The sequence below is a fragment of the Megamonas hypermegale genome (assembly GCF_900187035.1).
Classification (GTDB): domain Bacteria; phylum Bacillota; class Negativicutes; order Selenomonadales; family Selenomonadaceae; genus Megamonas; species Megamonas hypermegale.
Genome location: NZ_LT906446.1, coordinates 395,287 through 413,028, shown reverse-complemented (window position 1 = coordinate 413,028; position 17,742 = coordinate 395,287). Strand labels below are relative to the sequence as shown.

General features: G+C 34.3%; 21 protein-coding genes. 6 read left to right on the top strand and 15 right to left on the bottom strand.

Annotated features, from left to right (window positions below):
* Positions 1 to 99: 99 nt before the first annotated feature.
* The 4 genes from CKV65_RS01970 to ruvC are packed head-to-tail and all read right to left on the bottom strand — an operon-like array spanning position 100 to position 2,727.
* Positions 100 to 891 (bottom strand): TrmH family RNA methyltransferase, encoded by a 792-nt coding sequence (locus tag CKV65_RS01970; protein ID WP_027889229.1) that lies wholly within the window; start codon positions 889 to 891, stop codon positions 100 to 102.
* Entirely contained in the window at positions 891 to 1,565 is a 675-nt protein-coding gene (locus CKV65_RS01965; protein WP_027889228.1) for a potassium channel family protein, read from the bottom strand. Before CKV65_RS01965 ends, CKV65_RS01970 begins: the two co-directional genes overlap by 1 nt.
* Before the next feature lie 16 nt (positions 1,566 to 1,581).
* A complete protein-coding gene (gene ruvA, locus CKV65_RS01960) occupies positions 1,582 to 2,193 on the bottom strand; it encodes a Holliday junction branch migration protein RuvA (RefSeq protein ID WP_027889227.1) in 612 nt (203 codons plus the stop codon).
* 39 nt (positions 2,194 to 2,232) lie between these two features.
* Complete coding sequence (gene ruvC, locus CKV65_RS01955; RefSeq protein WP_027889226.1) at positions 2,233 to 2,727, bottom strand: crossover junction endodeoxyribonuclease RuvC; 495 nt, start codon at positions 2,725 to 2,727, stop codon at positions 2,233 to 2,235.
* A 195-nt stretch (positions 2,728 to 2,922) separates the two neighbouring features.
* Here ruvC and CKV65_RS01950 point away from each other — a divergent pair, with 195 nt between their 5' ends.
* The gene (locus CKV65_RS01950; protein ID WP_027889225.1) at positions 2,923 to 4,995 is read left to right on the top strand and encodes a hypothetical protein; all 2,073 of its coding nucleotides are present in this window, start codon (positions 2,923 to 2,925) and stop codon (positions 4,993 to 4,995) included.
* Positions 4,995 to 6,254: a lecithin retinol acyltransferase family protein gene (locus CKV65_RS01945; protein ID WP_027889224.1), complete on the top strand. Its 1,260-nt coding sequence runs from the start codon at positions 4,995 to 4,997 to the stop codon at positions 6,252 to 6,254. Before CKV65_RS01950 ends, CKV65_RS01945 begins: the two co-directional genes overlap by 1 nt.
* 52 nt (positions 6,255 to 6,306) lie before the next feature.
* Here the strand turns inward: CKV65_RS01945 and CKV65_RS01940 are convergent, their stop codons facing one another.
* From CKV65_RS01940 to CKV65_RS01925, 4 genes are all read right to left on the bottom strand, one after another.
* Positions 6,307 to 6,909 carry a nitroreductase family protein gene (locus CKV65_RS01940; protein WP_027889223.1) on the bottom strand — a complete coding sequence of 201 codons (603 nt, stop codon included), beginning with the start codon at positions 6,907 to 6,909 and terminating at the stop codon, positions 6,307 to 6,309.
* A 60-nt stretch (positions 6,910 to 6,969) separates the two neighbouring features.
* Positions 6,970 to 7,701: a YebC/PmpR family DNA-binding transcriptional regulator gene (locus tag CKV65_RS01935; protein ID WP_027889222.1), complete on the bottom strand. Its 732-nt coding sequence runs from the start codon at positions 7,699 to 7,701 to the stop codon at positions 6,970 to 6,972.
* Between the two features lie 164 nt (positions 7,702 to 7,865).
* Positions 7,866 to 8,762 carry a selenium metabolism-associated LysR family transcriptional regulator gene (locus CKV65_RS01930; RefSeq protein ID WP_027889221.1) on the bottom strand — a complete coding sequence of 299 codons (897 nt, stop codon included), beginning with the start codon at positions 8,760 to 8,762 and terminating at the stop codon, positions 7,866 to 7,868.
* Complete coding sequence (locus tag CKV65_RS01925; protein WP_027889220.1) at positions 8,763 to 9,923, bottom strand: aminotransferase class V-fold PLP-dependent enzyme; 1,161 nt, start codon at positions 9,921 to 9,923, stop codon at positions 8,763 to 8,765.
* Positions 9,924 to 10,102: 179 nt separating this feature from the next.
* On the opposite strand from CKV65_RS01925, the gene yedE reads away from it, so the two are divergent.
* From yedE to selD, 4 genes are all read left to right on the top strand, one after another.
* The gene (gene yedE, locus CKV65_RS01920) at positions 10,103 to 11,230 is read left to right on the top strand and encodes a YedE family putative selenium transporter (protein ID WP_231922695.1); all 1,128 of its coding nucleotides are present in this window, start codon (positions 10,103 to 10,105) and stop codon (positions 11,228 to 11,230) included.
* Between the two features lie 13 nt (positions 11,231 to 11,243).
* Positions 11,244 to 11,450 carry a sulfurtransferase TusA family protein gene (locus CKV65_RS01915; RefSeq protein WP_027889218.1) on the top strand — a complete coding sequence of 69 codons (207 nt, stop codon included), beginning with the start codon at positions 11,244 to 11,246 and terminating at the stop codon, positions 11,448 to 11,450.
* 1 nt (position 11,451) lies between these two features.
* Positions 11,452 to 11,697 carry a putative Se/S carrier protein gene (locus tag CKV65_RS01910; RefSeq protein WP_027889217.1) on the top strand — a complete coding sequence of 82 codons (246 nt, stop codon included), beginning with the start codon at positions 11,452 to 11,454 and terminating at the stop codon, positions 11,695 to 11,697.
* Between the two features lie 71 nt (positions 11,698 to 11,768).
* Positions 11,769 to 12,809, top strand: a complete 1,041-nt coding sequence (gene selD, locus CKV65_RS01905) for a selenide, water dikinase SelD (protein ID WP_027889216.1) — start codon at positions 11,769 to 11,771, stop codon at positions 12,807 to 12,809.
* An 81-nt stretch (positions 12,810 to 12,890) separates the two neighbouring features.
* Here selD and pyrR read toward each other — a convergent pair whose 3' ends face one another.
* The 7 genes from pyrR to pgeF form a co-directional block, all read right to left on the bottom strand.
* Positions 12,891 to 13,442 (bottom strand): bifunctional pyr operon transcriptional regulator/uracil phosphoribosyltransferase PyrR, encoded by a 552-nt coding sequence (gene pyrR / locus CKV65_RS01900; RefSeq protein WP_027889215.1) that lies wholly within the window; start codon positions 13,440 to 13,442, stop codon positions 12,891 to 12,893.
* Between the two features lie 31 nt (positions 13,443 to 13,473).
* A complete protein-coding gene (locus CKV65_RS01895) occupies positions 13,474 to 14,391 on the bottom strand; it encodes an RluA family pseudouridine synthase (protein WP_027889214.1) in 918 nt (305 codons plus the stop codon).
* Positions 14,388 to 14,831, bottom strand: coding sequence for a signal peptidase II (gene lspA, locus CKV65_RS01890; RefSeq protein WP_027889213.1), 444 nt, complete (start codon positions 14,829 to 14,831; stop codon positions 14,388 to 14,390). The genes CKV65_RS01895 and lspA overlap by 4 nt, the downstream gene beginning before the upstream one ends.
* 12 nt (positions 14,832 to 14,843) lie before the next feature.
* Positions 14,844 to 15,629 (bottom strand): YlmH family RNA-binding protein, encoded by a 786-nt coding sequence (locus CKV65_RS01885; protein ID WP_027889212.1) that lies wholly within the window; start codon positions 15,627 to 15,629, stop codon positions 14,844 to 14,846.
* A 36-nt stretch (positions 15,630 to 15,665) separates the two neighbouring features.
* The gene (locus CKV65_RS01880; protein ID WP_027889211.1) at positions 15,666 to 16,112 is read right to left on the bottom strand and encodes a cell division protein SepF; all 447 of its coding nucleotides are present in this window, start codon (positions 16,110 to 16,112) and stop codon (positions 15,666 to 15,668) included.
* Positions 16,113 to 16,139: 27 nt separating this feature from the next.
* Entirely contained in the window at positions 16,140 to 16,829 is a 690-nt protein-coding gene (locus CKV65_RS01875) for a YggS family pyridoxal phosphate-dependent enzyme (RefSeq protein ID WP_027889210.1), read from the bottom strand.
* A gap of 86 nt (positions 16,830 to 16,915) precedes the next feature.
* Complete coding sequence (gene pgeF / locus CKV65_RS01870) at positions 16,916 to 17,737, bottom strand: peptidoglycan editing factor PgeF (protein WP_027889209.1); 822 nt, start codon at positions 17,735 to 17,737, stop codon at positions 16,916 to 16,918.
* Positions 17,738 to 17,742: the final 5 nt, after the last annotated feature.

The following is a 17,742-nucleotide window of genomic DNA, read 5'->3' as shown; positions in this document are numbered from 1 at the left end:
ATCGAATTGTGTCAATTCTACAGATACAAATATTATTTGATATCCATATTTATTTTAACATATGTTACGCATTAATACTATCACTAGGCTATTATTTAATCAAAAATTAATTTGTCTTTGTCTTTCGTACATAACCATTGAACCGGCAACAGCTACATTTAATGACTCAGCATTGCCCATCATTGGAATGTATATTTTAGATGTAGCACTTAGTAAATTATCTGAAATACCATTTGCTTCATTGCCTAAAATTATACCACATTTGCATTTGTAATCAACATTCCAAACGGCTTTGGCTTGTTTATCAAGTGCTGTAGCGTATAATTTTAAATCATTCTCTTGGCAAAAAGATAATAAATCCTCTTTATTTACTTTCACTACAAAAGGCACATTAAACATTGAACCCATGGCTGAACGCACTACTTTTGGAGCAAAGATATCGACGGTACCATTTAAGCAAATGATAGCAGTAGCACCCATGGCATCAGAAGTGCGGATTAAGGTTCCGATATTTCCTGGGTCTTGCAATCTATCTAAAATAACGACAAAACTTTCTTCATTTATATTTAAATCACTTAAAGCACAATTATTTTTTTGCACGACTAACATTATGCCTTGCGGTGATTTCGTATCGCTTATCTTTGTATAAATATGTTCTGATATTTCATATACAGGGCAATTGATTTTTTCGATGAGTTTTTCTGCACGTGGATTTTGCAAAATCTCAGGCGTATAAAAACACATATCAATCTTCACATCAGAAAAAACCGCCATTTCTACATTGCGAAGCCCTTCTAATAAGAACAAATTATACTTATCTCTGTATTTTTTCTGCTGTAAGCTAACAGCTAATTTCACTTTAGCATTTGATAAGCTATTTATTTGCTCCATTATTTTTCTAATTCCTCCAGTCCATTGATGCTTTCATTGCTACCAACTACAATGGCAATATCATTTTCGAGCAAAACTTCTGTAGGAAGTGGGGAAATTATCAAATTATCATGGCGCTTAATAGCTACAACGTTTAAGCCGTATTTAGCACGGATATTTGATTCACGCAAAGTTTTATTGCGCAATAATTTTGGAATAGCAATTTCTACAATACTAAATTTAGGCGATAATTCAATGTAATCCATGATATTAGTAGAAGCCAAGTTATAGGCAACGCGTCTTGCCATATCTCGTTCTGGTGCAACGACGCGGTCTGCTCCGATTTTTTCCAAAACTTTTATCTGCAAAACAGTGCGCGCAATAGCAACAATGTATGGCACGCCGATTTCTTTAAGCTGTAATGTAGTCATGATATTTGCTTCTGTATCTTTACCGATAGCTACAATGACTACATCAAAATTCAAAATACCTAAAGAACGCAATGCATCTTCATCTGTACTATCGGCTTGTACAACGTGTGTTACTTCATTGCTAAATTCTTGCACTCGTTCCATATCTTTATCAATGGCTAATACATCATAGCCCATATCATAAAGTGCTTTAGCGATGTTTCTGCCAAATCTACCCAAACCAATAACAGCAAATTGACGTTCATTTTGCGGAGACCAATTCACTATACAACACTTCCTTTTATTTTAAAGATAATTCTTTTAACGCAAATTTTATGATTTCTTCCGTTGATGAAATTCCCGTACATTTTTTCAATACTGCATTGATTTCTGCTTTCGTATAACCCAAAGCAGATAAAGCTTCGCCAGCTTCTGCAAATTTATCTGTAGCAGTATTTTCTATCGGTTCATCAATCAAAATAGGTTCATTAAATATTTCAGCAGATATATTTAAATCTGTCAACTTATCTTTTAATTCAAGGACAATTCTCTCAGCTGTTTTCTTGCCAATGCCTGGCGCATTTGTAAGTAATGAAGCTTGTTTATTTTGAATTGCCCAAACTAATTTTTCTGCTGGAAGTGCGGATAAAAGCCCCATGCCAGCTTTTGGCCCTATTTTTGATACAGAAATCAATTTACAAAAAACATTGTATTCCATTTGATTTAAAAATCCATATAATAACATGGCATCTTCGCGCACGCTCAAATACGTATATAATGTTACTTCTTGATTTAAACTCAATTTACTGCGAGCTTGCGAAGTGATGAAAACGCGATAACCTACGCCGTTTACATCAATAAAACAAAAATCAATGGCTAAAAAAGTAATTTTACCATGTAAATATCCTATCATTATATTCTTCCTTATTTATTACGCTGATAAAAACATATTTTACAATCTATTGCGCCATGTTAGGCTATTCATACAATGAGTTGTACAGATAGCAACAGCCAAAGCATCAGCAACATCATCGGGTTTCGGTGGCTCTGGCAAATGCAGTATTTTCGTCACCATATAAATTATTTGCTCCTTTGAAGCTCTGCCATACCCCACTACAGATTGCTTTATCTGCAACGGTGTACGCTCTACAAGTTCAATATTATTTTGAGCTGCTGTCAAAAGAACAATGCCACGCGCCTGTCCAACTGGTATAGCTGTCGTCACATTGCGATTAAAAAAAAGCTGTTCTACACCCATGACATCGGGTTTATATTTTTTAATAATATCTGTAAGTTCTGTATGAATTTTTAACAATCTATCTTGTGGTTGCATTTTAGGGCTGGTGAGTATTGCCCCATATTCCACGGCTTTTAAATGACTGCCTTGCATATCCACTAAGCCATAACCACAAATAGCAGTTCCTGGGTCAATTCCTAAAGCAAGCATTTAAATCTCCTCTTAGTATACCAAATTTAACAAAAATGTGCAGTTCACATTATATCATGATAAGAAAAAAAATAAAATAAAAGGGATTTTGTAGTTTTATGTAAAAATATATAAAAATATGTATACTAAATATATCTAGGGGGATATAATATTATATAAAAACATTAAGTAATAATACATAAAAGGAGCAATAAAATGAGTGAATTAGAAAATTTAAAATCAAGACAGCAAGAACTATTAGATAAAATTCAAGAAATAGGCGAACAATATGAAGGCATCGAAAATAAACATAATGCTCAAAAAATACAAGAATTAAATAAAGTGCAAGCTCAATTGATGGGCAATCAAAATAATTTAAAACAACAATTGCAATCAGTGCAAGAAAAATTAAAGACTATCAATAGCGAAATAGATAAATTATCTTCAACAGCAATAGATAAAATTCTCGAGGCGATAAAAAATCAACGTTGGTATTTCTTTAAAAATAAACAACATATATTAATGGATAAAACAACAGGTATACTATGGGCTAATTTAGATTATTTTCCTTATAGAAAAGAAAATAATACTACGTATACTTTAAATGAAGCAAAATCTTTAGTAAATAATTATAATGTAGATGGTATAGATAATTGGCAAATACCAACCTTAGAAGTATTTAAACATATGATATACGATAAGACTTTTCCCTTTCAACAAGGTAATAATTGGCGAATAAGAGGAAAAGATTATTGGTGTTGTAATGTAAATAATTCATCAAATAATAGCGTTGACTTAGATGATTGTAATCCATGCACGTGTAAAGGTTGGTTAATATCTTGTAGTTATTATTTAATACAAGATAGTGAATATGAAAAAAATGTATCGGAAGATAATCCATTGTATACAGAAAAAGAAAGATTGCAATTTACTTTGGATTTATTTAGAGAAAATGAATTTTTACCTATATTTGATGATGCTGAAATCACTGATTTATATAAGAAAATTTATTTTGAAAAGCCTAGATTATTGCAAGCATTGATCGAAGTAGAAACGCAGTTAGCACAGTGCGAAGAAGTGAAGACTATAACTGCTAATTTTGATTATAAGACATTATTAAATAAATACGATATCGCGTCTATTGATAAATCCATTATCAAATATTATGAAGCTGTACAACAATGGATAGATGAACTAATGGAATACTTAGCTGATTTTGAACAGCAAAAAGAAAATGTCATTCAAGACTGCAATCAAATCAGTTTGCAATTATCAACAACGTATAAAGATGATAGCAATTTAACAGAGGCAGAAAACGAATTATTGAAAAATCGCCAATATTATTTTAAAGATAAATTAGCTTTGGGCATGGATAAAGTACAAGCGAATTTATTAGAAATAAGACAAGAAGCTGATGATATTGAATACACTATCAATGAAATCGATGATGGCAGTAATGTTATTTATAAATTAGCACAGTTGGAGAAAAAAGGACGTGCAAGTTTTGCATTAATAGCTGAAAATACGGCTAAAATAGTGAATAAAGCATTGCAAAAAATAGATTTCTTTGAACATAATCGCGATTTTATCGTCAAAGCAGTTGAAGTATGGTCTAAATGGAATGAAGACTACAAGGTATTTAAGACTAAACAATATGAAGAATTAAAACACATCTGTGAAGAAGATGATATCGAAGCAGAAATTTGGCAAAAATGGTATGAAGATTGGCAGAAATTGCGTTTCACCATTGAAGAAAAACTTCAGCCAATGATAGCAAGAGGATTAAAAGGCGATATCGAAGCAAAAGAAGAACAAGAAACACCTATTATCATGCAGGCAATTTACGTTTTAAATGATTATAAAATCGCTGTTGATAATTTTTATCTTGAAGAACGCAAAAATATCTATCAACAATACGTATTCCAAAATTGTGGTGACTTGCAAGAAAAATTTGAAGTGGAAAAAGAGCTCTATGCTCGCACCATGAATTTACAAAAAGCATTGCAGAATATCATCTTTAATTGTAAAAAAGAAGCAGATAAAATTTTTATCTTGCGTTGGATTGATAATTTAATCGACATTCAAATCAATGAAATCATACAATTTGTAGCGGATAATAATTTAGAGCAGATTTCACAAGAAGTATTGAATGAATTTGCTAAATTAAAGCAGAAAAATTACTATATGTATTTAGCAGATATCAAAGCGTATAGCCAAGAACAAGCTAATCGAGAAAAAGCGTATAATTCATTGATTTTCAAAATGCGTAAAGGTTTAATGAAAAAATAATGAACAAATTCGATTTAATGAGTACAAATGTCTTTCCTAATTATGAAGTGCCTTGCATACCAGAAGAAGAAGAAGAAATATGGGTACAAAAAATGCCCCAAAAAGGCGACCATATCCGTGTACAAAGAATGAATGGCTTATACGCTCATCATGGAATTTATGTATCTGATGAAGAAGTAATTCACTTTACAGGGAAAGATGATGACAGTATATTGGACTGGTCAAAACCAGAAGTTATACAGACTGATTTAGCTTACTTTCTAAAAGGTGGTATATTAGAAGTAAAAGAATATACTGATGAGGAATTTGCTGATTTATACTCACCTGAACAAATAGTAATTTATGCTAGAGCTTGTTTAGGCGATAAGGGCTATAATCTGATTTTTAATAACTGCGAGCATTTTGCTAATGTATGTACTTTGGGAAGATTTCGCAGTCATCAAGTAGAAAAAGTTTTTACTAAGCGCAAGGAGAATGATTTTATGGGTATATGGTCTACAATAAAGAGCTGGTTTGGTGGTTCTAGTAGTGGCAGTCGTACTACTACTAATTATAATTATGAACCAGATAAAGTGAAAATAGCACAAATTGAAGCAGAAACCAAAATCCGCTTATCAGAAATGGAAACGGAACGCGTAGAACTGATAAAACAGGCTCAAATGGAATTATTAAGAGATGAAGCAGAAGCTAAAATTTTAGTAGAAGAAGCGAAGGCAAAAGGCTTCACTGTAATGGCACAGACAATCATAGCAATGCAAGAACAATTGACGCAGATTACTAACAATAGAATTGAAATAATCGAAAGAGCTTCATTGCCTATCGTAAAAGATATTGAAAATATGTATAAAGAATTAAATGATAGGATAGTAGCTGATAATGATAAATATAATACAGAAAAATTGCCAAATTTATTATCTATATTAGAAAAATATCCTGAAGGAACACCAGCACATAAATTATATTTCCAACAAATCCAAAATGATATGAATGCTCAAATGAAACATCATGATATGCAGTTAAAGTCTTTAGAGATTAGACAACAGCAAATTATAAGTGGTTTCATTAATAGCAAAGATAAAATATTAGAACAAACAGGCAATTTAACGCAAAATATAATAACAAATTTAATCAAAGATAATTTAAGCTTAGAAGATAAAACTCAATTAAGTAAATTTATTTTAGATGATAAACAAGCAAAAATTAGTTTGCCAAACGATAAAAAATTAGCATTGACAGAAAAACCCCAAGAAAAAAATTAATTTTTTAAGCTAAAAGAAAAGAACTGATTATACAATCAGTTCTTTCTTTATTTTAATAGTATTTAACACGATTATCGATTTCTTCAAAATATTTTTCGCTCGGCTGTTTTTCAATTGAACCAAATGGCATCTGTGCGATTAGCTTCCAAGTATCTGGTACGGAAAAGAGTTCTTTTACTTTGTCATCGATAAGTGGATTATAATGCTGTAAATTAGCACCTATATCATTATCTGCCAGTGCTGTCCAAATAGCGTATTGCAACATACCGCTTGCTTGCATAGACCAAACAGAGAAACTATCAGCGTACATAGCATACGTATCTTTCAATTCATTTATCATATCTCTATCTTCATAGTATAAAATTGTTCCCATAGCGTTATCGAAACGGTCAATTTTTTCAAGTGCAAGCTTTAAAGTATCTTCTTTCTTTTGCAGTTTTTCAGTTAATACATCTCTAGCTATCTGCCAAATTTGATGATGTTTTTCACCAAAAGCTACAATTAAATTTGTTGTAGCCATGTTAAAAGCGCTAGGTGTGTATTTAATGCAATCATTAATTATCTCTTTCACTTGTTTTTGTGATATTTCATCACTGCAACCTAAAAAATAAATACTACGGCGTTTGCTAGCAGCGTGTACAAATTCTGTATTCATATTTTCACCTCATATAAAAACAGACGCAGCATAAACTGCGTCTGCATAATACTATATAGATTATTCTTCTTCAATTTCGTAGTTGGAATATACGTTTTGAACATCATCATGTTCTTCCAACATATCCATGAGAGTCTGCATTTTTTCAGCATCTTTGCCTTCAAGCTTAACAGTAGTATCTGGTATCATAGTGATTTCAGCTTCAACTGTTTCAATTTTGTTTTCTTCTAAAGCTTGAGAAATTGCGTCAAAATCTTCTGGAGCTGCTGTGATTTCAAAAGTATCATCATTAGCAGTAAAGTCTTCTGCGCCAGCTTCAAGAGCGATTGTCATTAAACCGTCTTCATCGCTATAAGTTTCTTTATCTACAACGAAGATGGCTTTTTTATGGAACATCCAACCTACGCAACCAGTTTCACCGAGGTTTCCGCCATATTTAGAGAATAAATGACGAATATCTGCTGCTGTACGATTGCGGTTATCAGTCATGATATCGAGCATAACAGCGCTACCAGCTGGGCCGTAGCCTTCGTATACGAGTTCTTCATAATTGCTACCATCAGAAGCACCAAGACCTTTTTGGATAGCACGGTTGATATTATCTTTTGGAATGTTATTTGATTTAGCTTTGCTTAAAGCTAATTTAAGACGCATATTACCTGTAGGGTCAGCACCTCCCATGCGTACTGCTACAGTAATTTCACGGCCAATTTTAGTAGTTAATTTAGCGCGGATAGCATCGTTTGCGCCTTTTTTTCTTTTAATATTGGCCCATTTAGAATGTCCTGACATCTATTATGCACTCCTTAGTTATTAATTAATATAAAAATTTATGTACCTATAAAGGCTTTGTATTCTTCATCACTATATCTATATAGTAAGAAGACATCTTTTTAGAGTATAGCACACAAAATCCTTTATTGGCAATAATTATAATGTACATTGCGCATCTAATCTCAAAAAATAGCGTAAAAATCCTGCACGAATTTTATAAATCGAACGATGTGTTCTTGCAAAATATAATCCTTGCGGTAGGCAAAATACAGATTGCGCTTCGTTGAATAATTCGGCAGTTTAAAAACTAATAATTTTTCTTTTGCACTATCTTCGACAGCTTTTTCTGAAATAAACGATATTCCTAGCCCACTTGCCACTAATTTTTTTATCGACTCTTGGTCATTTAATCGCGCTATTATCTGCAAATCTTCTTCATTTATATTCATTTTTTCAAAATACGTTTCTATCGATTTTTTACTGCCACTGCCTTGTTCGCGCAAAATAATCGGTTCATTAAAAATTATGTCTTTTAATGAAAAGCTATCCTTATTTATATTTAAAAAACGCTCTTTTTTCGGCGTTATCATGACCATTTCATCTTGATAAAACGACACGAAAGAAATCATTTTTTCCTGTTGTTTCATGCCTACCATGCCCAATGAGAAATTGCCATTTAATAATCCACTGATGATATTTTGGCTATCATTTTGATGAATATAAAATTTTATATCCGGCTCGTGCTTCCTAAATACAGGCAATATTTCTGGCAAAATATAATCGGCTGGTATGGTTGAAGCTCCCACTCGAATTATCTTCTTGTTTTCCTCCGCCCAACGCTGTACTAAATTATCCTTTAATGAAAAAATCTGATGTGCACACTCGTATAATTCTCTGCCGTGCATTGTAACTTCTATGCTTTTTGTCGTGCGAATGATTAAGCGAGAATTCAGCTCTTCTTCTAACATGCGAATATGCGTGCTGATTGTCGGCTGAGAAATAAATAATTTTTCTGCCGCTTTAGAAAAACTCTTGTATTCCACTACTGCCATCAAAGATTGTAATTGTCTTAATTCCATTTATTTATCCTTTGTCAAATTAGCTAATGCGTCTATCGCTACATCAATATCTTCTTTTGTATTCCACCAACCAAAAGAAAAGCGAATAGTTCCTTTAGGATAAGTGCCAAGCGTTTTATGGGCAGACGGCGCACAATGCAATCCAACTCTCGTCATTATGCCATATTTTTCATCTAATTCATAAGCAATCTGTGCCATTTCCTTATTTTTGATGAATATAGATACAACGCCCATACGCCCAGAAATATCTTTTTTACCAGCGATTTGAATATTTTCATCATCAAGCGAAATTATTCCATCTATAAAATATTTTGTCAAATTGAGTTCATGCTCTTTGATTTTTTCCATGGTGATATCTTTTAACCAATTAAGCCCCGCATTAAGCCCGATTATTCCTGGCAAATTCATAGTTCCTGCCTCAAATCTATCTGGCATAAAACGCGGTACTTGTTCCGTATGGCTTATACTGCCTGTTCCGCCAGAAATAAGCGGTTCAATCTTATCTATCATATTTTCTTGCAATATAAATCCGCCAATTCCCTGTGGAGCAAGTAATCCTTTATGTCCAGTGAATGCCAAAGCATCTATATACATCTCCTGCATATCAACGGCATTTACACCTGCCGTTTGAGCCGTATCCACTACGAATTTTAAATCACGCTCATGGCAAAATCTCCCCACTTCTTTTATCGGTAAAACAGTCCCGCAGACATTACTAGCATTCGTTATGACAATCATCTTAGTATTTTGCTGTAAACACGGCTCTAATTTTTTTATATCCATCGTTCCATCTACATTGCAAGGCACGCGCGTAAATGAAACGCCCTTTTCTTGCAATTGCACCAGCGGTCGCATCACAGCATTGTGTTCCATAGAAGAAGTAATCACATGGTCGCCTGGTTTTAAAAATCCCTTTAAAATTACATTCAAGCTTTCCGTTATATTTTTAGTGAAAATAACATTCTTACAATCAGTTGCATTGAATAAATCAGCTAAATTTTGGCGCGTTTCATAGACAAGTTCTTCAGTGCGATAAGCGCTACTGTAGCCACCGCGTGAAATATTACTGCCAACTTGCGTCATATATTGATACATTGCCTCAGCCACCTGTTTAGGTTTTGGAAATGTCGTACTAGCATTATCGAGATAAATCTTTCTCAAAAAATCACCGTCTTTCAATTCTTCATTTTATATCATATAAAAATTTATTAAATCTCACTTTAATTTATTTGTTAAAACGCAATCCCTCTATATTATATCAATTATTTATTTATATTTTAAATAAATACTAAAAAAATATTAATAATTTTAATTAGACAGGTTTTTTAGCTGGTGTTATCATGAAAACATTGATAATATTTATGGAAGGAGATATTGTTTTGTCTTTACAAAATGAAAAATTTACAATTATTTTAGCAGGAATTATCATCGGTATAATAGCTTCTCTTCTTGTTTTCTTTGGAAATCCTGCTAATATGGGTTTCTGTATTGCTTGCTTTTTGCGTGATACTGCTGGAGGTCTCGGACTTCATTCTGCAGCACCCGTGCAATACATTCGCCCTGAAATCATCGGTCTTATTCTCGGTAGCTTCATCGTTGCCCTTAGCAAAAATGAATTTAACGCTAAAGGTGGCAGTTCACCACTGACTCGCTTTATTTTAGGCTTTTTTGTAATGATTGGTTGCTTGATGTTCTTAGGTTGCCCATTCCGCATGATTTTGCGTATTGCTGGCGGTGATTTAAATGCACTGTTCGGTTTAGTTGGCTTCATCGTTGGTATATCCGCTGGTGTATTCTTCTTAAATAGAGGCTATACATTAAAACGCACATATAAATTACCTCGCTTAGAAGGTTTTGTTTTACCAGTAATCGAAGTAGCTTTACTCGTTTTATTAATCGCAGCACCTGCATTCATTCATTTCTCTACAGCTGATAACGCTCCAGGTGCAAAACACGCTGCTATCGCTATCAGCCTTGGCGCTGGTTTAATCGTCGGCATTTTAGCTCAACGCACTCGCTTATGCATGGTTGGCGGTATCCGCGATATGATTTTATTCCGTGAAAATAAACTCTTACTCGGTTTTATCGCTATTTTAATCAGCGCTTTTGTCTGCAATTTAATTCTCACATCAGTTACAGCAGGAACATATTTCAACTTCGGCTTTGCAGGTCAACCAATCGCTCATACAGACGGTCTTTGGAACTTCCTCGGCATGTTTTTAGCTGGCTTTGGCTGTGTTTTACTCGGCGGTTGCCCACTTCGTCAGCTCGTTCTTTCTGGTGAAGGAAATACAGATAGCGCTATTACCGTAATCGGCTTAATTATCGGTGCAGCTTTTGCGCATAACTTCGGCTTAGCTTCTAGCGGTGATGGCCCTACTTTAAATGGTAAAATAGCTGTTATCATCGGTATCATCGTCATAACTGTTATTGCTTTCGTAAACACAATGCAAGCAAAAAAACAATAAAGGAGATTTTAGCATGAAAATCATAGATGCAAGAGGACTTTCCTGTCCTGAACCTGTCATCATGTTGCGTCAAGCAATGATGTCAAAAGAATCTGCTTATCAAATAATCGTAGATAACCATGCTTCTAAAGAAAATACTACTCGCTACGCTGAACATCAAGGTTATAAAACAACTATAACTGAAAAAGACGGCGAATATACTTTGACATTCCAAAAATAAAATGAAATACATCGCTACTTTTTACTCTCATTTCGGTGCAATTCGCTTCAAAAGACTCTGCGATGCACAAAATATCACGGCTAAAGTCATGCCAGTGCCACGCGATTTAAGCAGTAGTTGCGGTACTTGCGTTAAATGTGAAGGCGATTTAATCGCACAATCAGATATTCATGAAGATGAGATAGAACAGATTGTTGAAATAATAGATACTGGTTATCGAATTATCTATAAAGCAGAAAACAGCTAAAATAAAAACACAGCTTCATGCTGTGTTTTTCTATATCTACATTTATTTATACTCATAGAAAGGAGCTTTTTATGGAAACTGAAGTAAAATTGACGAAACTTGCTAGTTGCGCTGGTTGCGGTGCAAAAGTAGGCGCGGGAACATTGGTTCATATGTTAAAAGGATTTCGCACACACAGCGACCCGAATTTAATCGTAGGCTATGATAAAAGCGATGATGCCAGTGTATATGTATTAGATGAAAATAGGGCTTTAATTCAAACTACAGATTTTTTCCCGCCAATCGTTGATGACCCTTTTTTATATGGACAGATTGCCGCTACAAATGCTTTAAGCGATGTATATGCAATGGGCGGTGAACCAAAATTAGCTTTAAACATCATGTGCATACCAGATAAAATGAATTCTGCTGATGTACAAGAAATCTTGCGCGGTGGTTATGATAAAGCGTATGAAGCAGGCGCTATCATCACGGGCGGTCACACTATTCATGGTGCTGAACCGATTTATGGTTTAGCCGTTTCTGGTTTCGTTCATCCACAAAAAGTATTAACCAATAGCGGAGCAAAACCAGGCGACATATTAATCTTAACAAAACCACTTGGTATTGGAATTTTGACAACTGCAGCTAAAGCTGATTTAGTATCCGATGATATTTTAAAACGAATTTACACTCAAATGGCAACATTGAATAAAAAAGCGCGCGATATCATGGTGAAATATCCTATAAATAGCTGTACTGATGTCACAGGTTTTGCACTGCTTGGACATAGCTTTGAAATGGCACAAGGCAGTAATTGCACTTTGCACATTCAAACAGAAAAAGTATTATACCATAAAGAAGCTTGGGAATTTGCCGATATGGGATTTATTCCAGCCGGTGCATATCGCAATCGCGAATACGCACAAAAAGGCGTATTAGTAAAAGACAATATATCTCGTACCATGCAAGATATTCTCTACGACCCACAGACGAGCGGAGGACTTTTAATCTCTGTCCCTGAAAAAGAAGGAATGGCATTATTTGCTGAACTTCAAGCTCAAATTCCTAACGTAGCTATTGTCGGTTATGTAACACAAAAAGAAGATAATTGGATTTATCTTGAAAAATAATCCATTTATTATTTTGCATATCAAGCAATAAAAAAACTGCACTTAACTGTAAAAACAGATTTAAGTGCAGTTTTTTATATATTATTTTGTGTATTCACCAATGAATACTTTTTCACAATCATCAGTATCAAGAAGTCGTACTTCAATGGCTTCACGTGTTGCTGTCGGTACATTTTTACCTACATAATCAGCTCTGATTGGCAATTCGCGATGACCGCGGTCAATCAATACAGCTAATTGAATTTTTTTTGGTCTGCCAAGGTCGATAAGTGCATCGAGTGCTGCGCGGATTGTTCTGCCTGTGTATAAAACATCGTCGACGAGTACGAGTGTTTTATTAGTGATATCTTCTGAAATCTGTGTTTCTTGAATGAGCGGTTGATATGACATATGAGATAAATCATCACGGTATAAAGTGATATCCAAAATACCGATAGGAACTTTAACACCTTCGATATCATTGATTATCTTAGATAAACGTTCAGCAAGTGGTACACCGCGTCTTCTAATGCCGACGATAATCAAATCTTTTGTACCTTTATTTTTTTCTACAATTTCATGTGCGATACGTGTAAGTGCTCTTTGAATAGCTTGAGCATCCATAACAACGGTTTTTTCAATTAATTGTGCCATAAAATCACGTCCTTTCTTTGTTTATTACATATCAAATTGTTTGACGAAAATAATTTAGCAGATTTTGCATATCCTGAGGAATTGGTGCTGTAAATGTCATCTGCTGATTTGTTCTAGGATGATTTAATGTTAAATTCAACGAATGAAGTGCTTGTCCTTCGATATTGAATTTATTTTTACTATTGCAATACTTCGGGTCTCCAATCAATGGATGTCCAATATAAGCCATATGAACACGAATTTGATGGGTACGACCTGTGAGCAGACGGCATTTAACGTATGTACAATTTTTAAATCGTTCTAAAACGTGAAAAACTGTCGTCGCCGATTTGCCACCGGAAGTAACTACTGCCATTTTTTTACGGTCAACAGGATGTCTTCCAATATTTGCATTGATGATACCTTTTTCTTCTGTGATATTGCCATGAACGAGTGCTACGTATTCTTTAATAGCTGTTTTACTGCCAATTTGTTCAGCTAAACTATTATGAGCAAAATCGTTTTTAGCAACCACCATAACACCAGAAGTATCTTTATCAAGGCGATGTACAATGCCTGGGCGAATTTTACCATTTATACCAGATAATTCACCATGGCAATGGTATAAAAGCGCATTGACAAGTGTACCAGTATAAACGCCTGTTGCTGGATGAACCATCATTCCTCTAGCTTTATTGATGACAATGATATCCTTATCTTCATATAAAATATCCAGCGGAATATTTTCAGGCTGAACTTCTATTTCTTGCAAAGGTTGATAAGTCATGACAATATTATCTGATAAGCGCAATTTATAATTAGCGCGTTTTGTCTGACCGTTAACTGACACAGCCCCATCTGTAATCATTTTCTGTATGCTAGAACGAGATGGATTATCTGGCTGATTAGATAAAAAAACATCTAAACGTGTTCCCACTTCATCATCTGTAACAGTATATTCTTTATTCATGCCTTATCACCTCTTTCTGTGCAAAATAATAAATAAAAAGCAACGATTACGCAGCCTAAAACAATAGCTACATCAGCTAAATTAAATACTGGCCAAATGCGAAAATCCATATAATCGACCACTTTACCAATGAAAATACGGTCAATCATATTACCTATAGCTCCACCAAATAACAGAGCAATTCCCACTTGAAACAATTTAGCCAAGCATTTAATGCGTTTATAAAAATAAATTACAACTACTATTAATGCTATTGCAATTAGAATGAACAGCCACTGTTGATTTTCTAAAATGCCAAAAGCTGCTCCTGGATTTAAAATATAAGTTAAATGAAAAATTTGCGGTACGATAGGAATACTCTGTCCTACAAACATACTACTTGAAATATAATATTTTATAACTTGGTCTAATACGATAATAAGTAAAGCTAACAAAAACAAAATGTGTCCCTCTTAGATATAACGTTTTAATAAAACTACAGTGCGTCCTTTTTTCGTCTTGCCACGAATTTCTGCAACTTCCAAACGGCCGCGACCTCTTATGGAAATGACATCTCCTTCTTTTACAGTTTGCGAAGCATTTTTCACTGACTGCCAATTCAATTTCAATTTATCTGTATCGATATTAGTTGCCATTTTACTGCGTGAAGAACCAAACCCAGCAGCGGAGATGGAGTCAATGCGAAGTGATGCAACGGTAGCAGTTATCTCTTTGCAACGCTCTTCTCTTGGTGCAATTGAATCAAGGCTATCCATTTCACAGCTCACATTTGCTGCACCGATTTGAGTCAAATTCTGCAAAATAAAATCTGCTAATTTTTCAGTGCAAATGATTTTTACACTGCCAAGTGTTATAAGCAAATCGCCGATTTGGCTGCGCTTTATACCAAGCCCCATCAATGCTCCAAGCACATCACGATGTGACAGACGATAAAATTTATCATTCCATACAGCTTTTACAACGGCTATAGGATAAGATACTTTTCCCATGAAATCATCATGAACAAAGCAGGCACATTGTCTTTCAGCTCCCATATAGCCACCATTGAAATTAACGGATATATTTTCATAATGAGCAGCAACAGTTTCTGCTATTTCACAGCCGTAAGGGTCTAAAAAGTCAGTAATACGGAATTTGCGCGTTTTATTAACGGCTTCAATAGCATCAACCAATCTTATGACGATTTCTTCGCCTTCTGTTCCTTTATAAAAACGAATTATTTTTTCACGGTCAGCCATTATGTCTAATCATTCCTTTATTTTATTGTTGTATAATTAATCTTCCCACGGCATAGTGGTGTTTTGCGGTTGTTTTTTCGTTTCTTCTGAGAAATTTACACTAACATTATCAGGTGCGCACATGAATACATTTTTGCCAACTTTTTTAATATCACCTGATAAAGCGTATGTTGTACCACTGATAAAATCAATAATACGTTTAGCAATATCACCATTTGTATTTTCAAAATTTACAACGACTGGTTTATGATTTCTAATATGGTCAGCTACTTGCTGGGCATCATCAAAAGAAACAGGTTCAATTACCATTACTTTCATCTGACTAGCTGTTTTAGCTTTATTTTTAAAATCCACTACATTATCAGCTTGCTGACGATTTTCTTCTGGTTCTTCTTCCTGTACAGGAGCTGCTGGCTCTTCTACATACTCCTCAGTATCCTGATTTGCACCCATTTTGTTGCGAATTTTATCTACAATACTCATTTTAAAAACTCCTTATTAATTAATGAATTAATATTGACGAGGTCCAAAAATAGCAGTGCCAACGCGCACGATATTTGCACCTTCTTCAATGGCTATTTGATAATCATGCGTCATGCCCATGGATAAATATTTTATATCAGCATTTTTAAATGGTATTTTTTGCACCTTAGTAAATAACTGATACATTTGATTGAACATAGGACGAACATCTTCTAGATTTTCTACGATTGGAGCGATAAACATAAGTCCCATGAGTTTTAAATTTTCCATAGTATCAATGCTCTTTAAGAGTTCATCTAAATCTTCAAGATAAACACCTGTTTTAGAAGCTTCTTTTACAAGATTTACTTGAACAAGTATTTTTTGAACTTTGCCAAGTTTCATAGCTTCTTTATTGATTGCTTCAGCTAATTTTACGCTATCTACAGACTCTATCATATCAAAAATCTTTACAGCGTGTTTTACTTTATTTGTCTGCAAATGACCAATTAGATGCCATGTTACATCGCGGTCTAATGTTTCATATTTTTTTTGTGCTTCCTGCACGCGGTTTTCACCGATGACAACAGCACCTGCATCAATAGCTTCGCGCATAGCTTCTACATCATGATTTTTAGTAACTGCAACGAGTTGAACTTCTTGACTGATGATATTGTGACGTTTCTTTATACTTTCTTGAATATTATTTTGTACGGTTTTTAAATTTTCCACTATCATAATGGAGGTCATCTCCTGAACTTATAGTCTATTTTATAATATAATATTTAGCAAAATTTATCCATAGCTATAAAAATTTTATTAAATTATTTCTTTAAAGCTATAGTGCAAGCAATACGGCCAGTTTTACCACTATCAGCACGATAAGAGAAGAAAATCTCACTATTACAAGCAGTGCAAACATCAGCCATATCAATATTTTGCATCTTTAATCCCGCTTTTTGCAAAGTGAGTGCATTTGCTTTTTGTAAATTTAAATGATATTTCTGTGCTGTTTTATCCCATTTTAAAATCAAATCGCTGTCTTTACCATATAATCGCTTAAATTTATCAGCAACTTCTTCGCCTATTTCATAACAGCATACGCCGATATTAGGTCCAATAGAAGCCACACAATCAGCTGGATTTGTAGCAAATTTTTCTTGCATTAATTCCAAAGTATGCAAAGATATTTCTCCCTCTGTGCCACGCCAACCGCCATGCGCTGCCCCTACTACATTATGCACTGGGTCATAAAGCATAATCGGCGTACAATCGGCAAAAAATAAAGTCAATGCTACATTCGGTAAATTTGTTATCAGTGCATCTGTATCTGCTATCGTATCATCTAAACTGATAGAGCCAGCACCGCTATTTTCATCGGTTACACAAACAACATTATTTCCATGAACTTGCTGGCATGTAGTCATTTTAGCTAAATCAAGTCCTAAGCCTTCACAAAACAATTTGCGATTTGCTACGACATCTTCTGAATTGTCGTCAACATGTAATGCTAAATTTAAGCCATCAAATGGTACCGCACTCGTACCATTAAAACGAGTTGAAATCGCATTAATGACTTTATCTTCGGGAAAAACAGAAAATCTGCCATACCAAAGATTATTTGAACCATGATATAAAGAAAACATATTTC

Bases quoted from the DNA above. Each gene is read 5' to 3' on its own strand.
- CKV65_RS01970 (WP_027889229.1), bottom strand. From the start codon at position 891: ATGGAGCAAATAAATAGCTTATCAAATGCTAAAGTGAAATTAGCTGTT.
- ruvA (WP_027889227.1), bottom strand. From the start codon at position 2,193: ATGATAGGATATTTACATGGTAAAATTACTTTTTTAGCCATTGATTTT.
- ruvC (WP_027889226.1), bottom strand. From the start codon at position 2,727: ATGCTTGCTTTAGGAATTGACCCAGGAACTGCTATTTGTGGTTATGGC.
- CKV65_RS01950 (WP_027889225.1), top strand. From the start codon at position 2,923: ATGAGTGAATTAGAAAATTTAAAATCAAGACAGCAAGAACTATTAGAT.
- CKV65_RS01945 (WP_027889224.1), top strand. From the start codon at position 4,995: ATGAACAAATTCGATTTAATGAGTACAAATGTCTTTCCTAATTATGAA.
- CKV65_RS01940 (WP_027889223.1), bottom strand. From the start codon at position 6,909: ATGAATACAGAATTTGTACACGCTGCTAGCAAACGCCGTAGTATTTAT.
- CKV65_RS01935 (WP_027889222.1), bottom strand. From the start codon at position 7,701: ATGTCAGGACATTCTAAATGGGCCAATATTAAAAGAAAAAAAGGCGCA.
- CKV65_RS01930 (WP_027889221.1), bottom strand. From the start codon at position 8,762: ATGGAATTAAGACAATTACAATCTTTGATGGCAGTAGTGGAATACAAG.
- yedE (WP_231922695.1), top strand. From the start codon at position 10,103: ATGAAAACATTGATAATATTTATGGAAGGAGATATTGTTTTGTCTTTA.
- CKV65_RS01915 (WP_027889218.1), top strand. From the start codon at position 11,244: ATGAAAATCATAGATGCAAGAGGACTTTCCTGTCCTGAACCTGTCATC.
- CKV65_RS01910 (WP_027889217.1), top strand. From the start codon at position 11,452: ATGAAATACATCGCTACTTTTTACTCTCATTTCGGTGCAATTCGCTTC.
- selD (WP_027889216.1), top strand. From the start codon at position 11,769: ATGGAAACTGAAGTAAAATTGACGAAACTTGCTAGTTGCGCTGGTTGC.
- pyrR (WP_027889215.1), bottom strand. From the start codon at position 13,442: ATGGCACAATTAATTGAAAAAACCGTTGTTATGGATGCTCAAGCTATT.
- CKV65_RS01895 (WP_027889214.1), bottom strand. From the start codon at position 14,391: ATGAATAAAGAATATACTGTTACAGATGATGAAGTGGGAACACGTTTA.
- CKV65_RS01885 (WP_027889212.1), bottom strand. From the start codon at position 15,629: ATGGCTGACCGTGAAAAAATAATTCGTTTTTATAAAGGAACAGAAGGC.
- CKV65_RS01880 (WP_027889211.1), bottom strand. From the start codon at position 16,112: ATGAGTATTGTAGATAAAATTCGCAACAAAATGGGTGCAAATCAGGAT.
- CKV65_RS01875 (WP_027889210.1), bottom strand. From the start codon at position 16,829: ATGATAGTGGAAAATTTAAAAACCGTACAAAATAATATTCAAGAAAGT.
- pgeF (WP_027889209.1), bottom strand. From the start codon at position 17,737: ATGTTTTCTTTATATCATGGTTCAAATAATCTTTGGTATGGCAGATTT.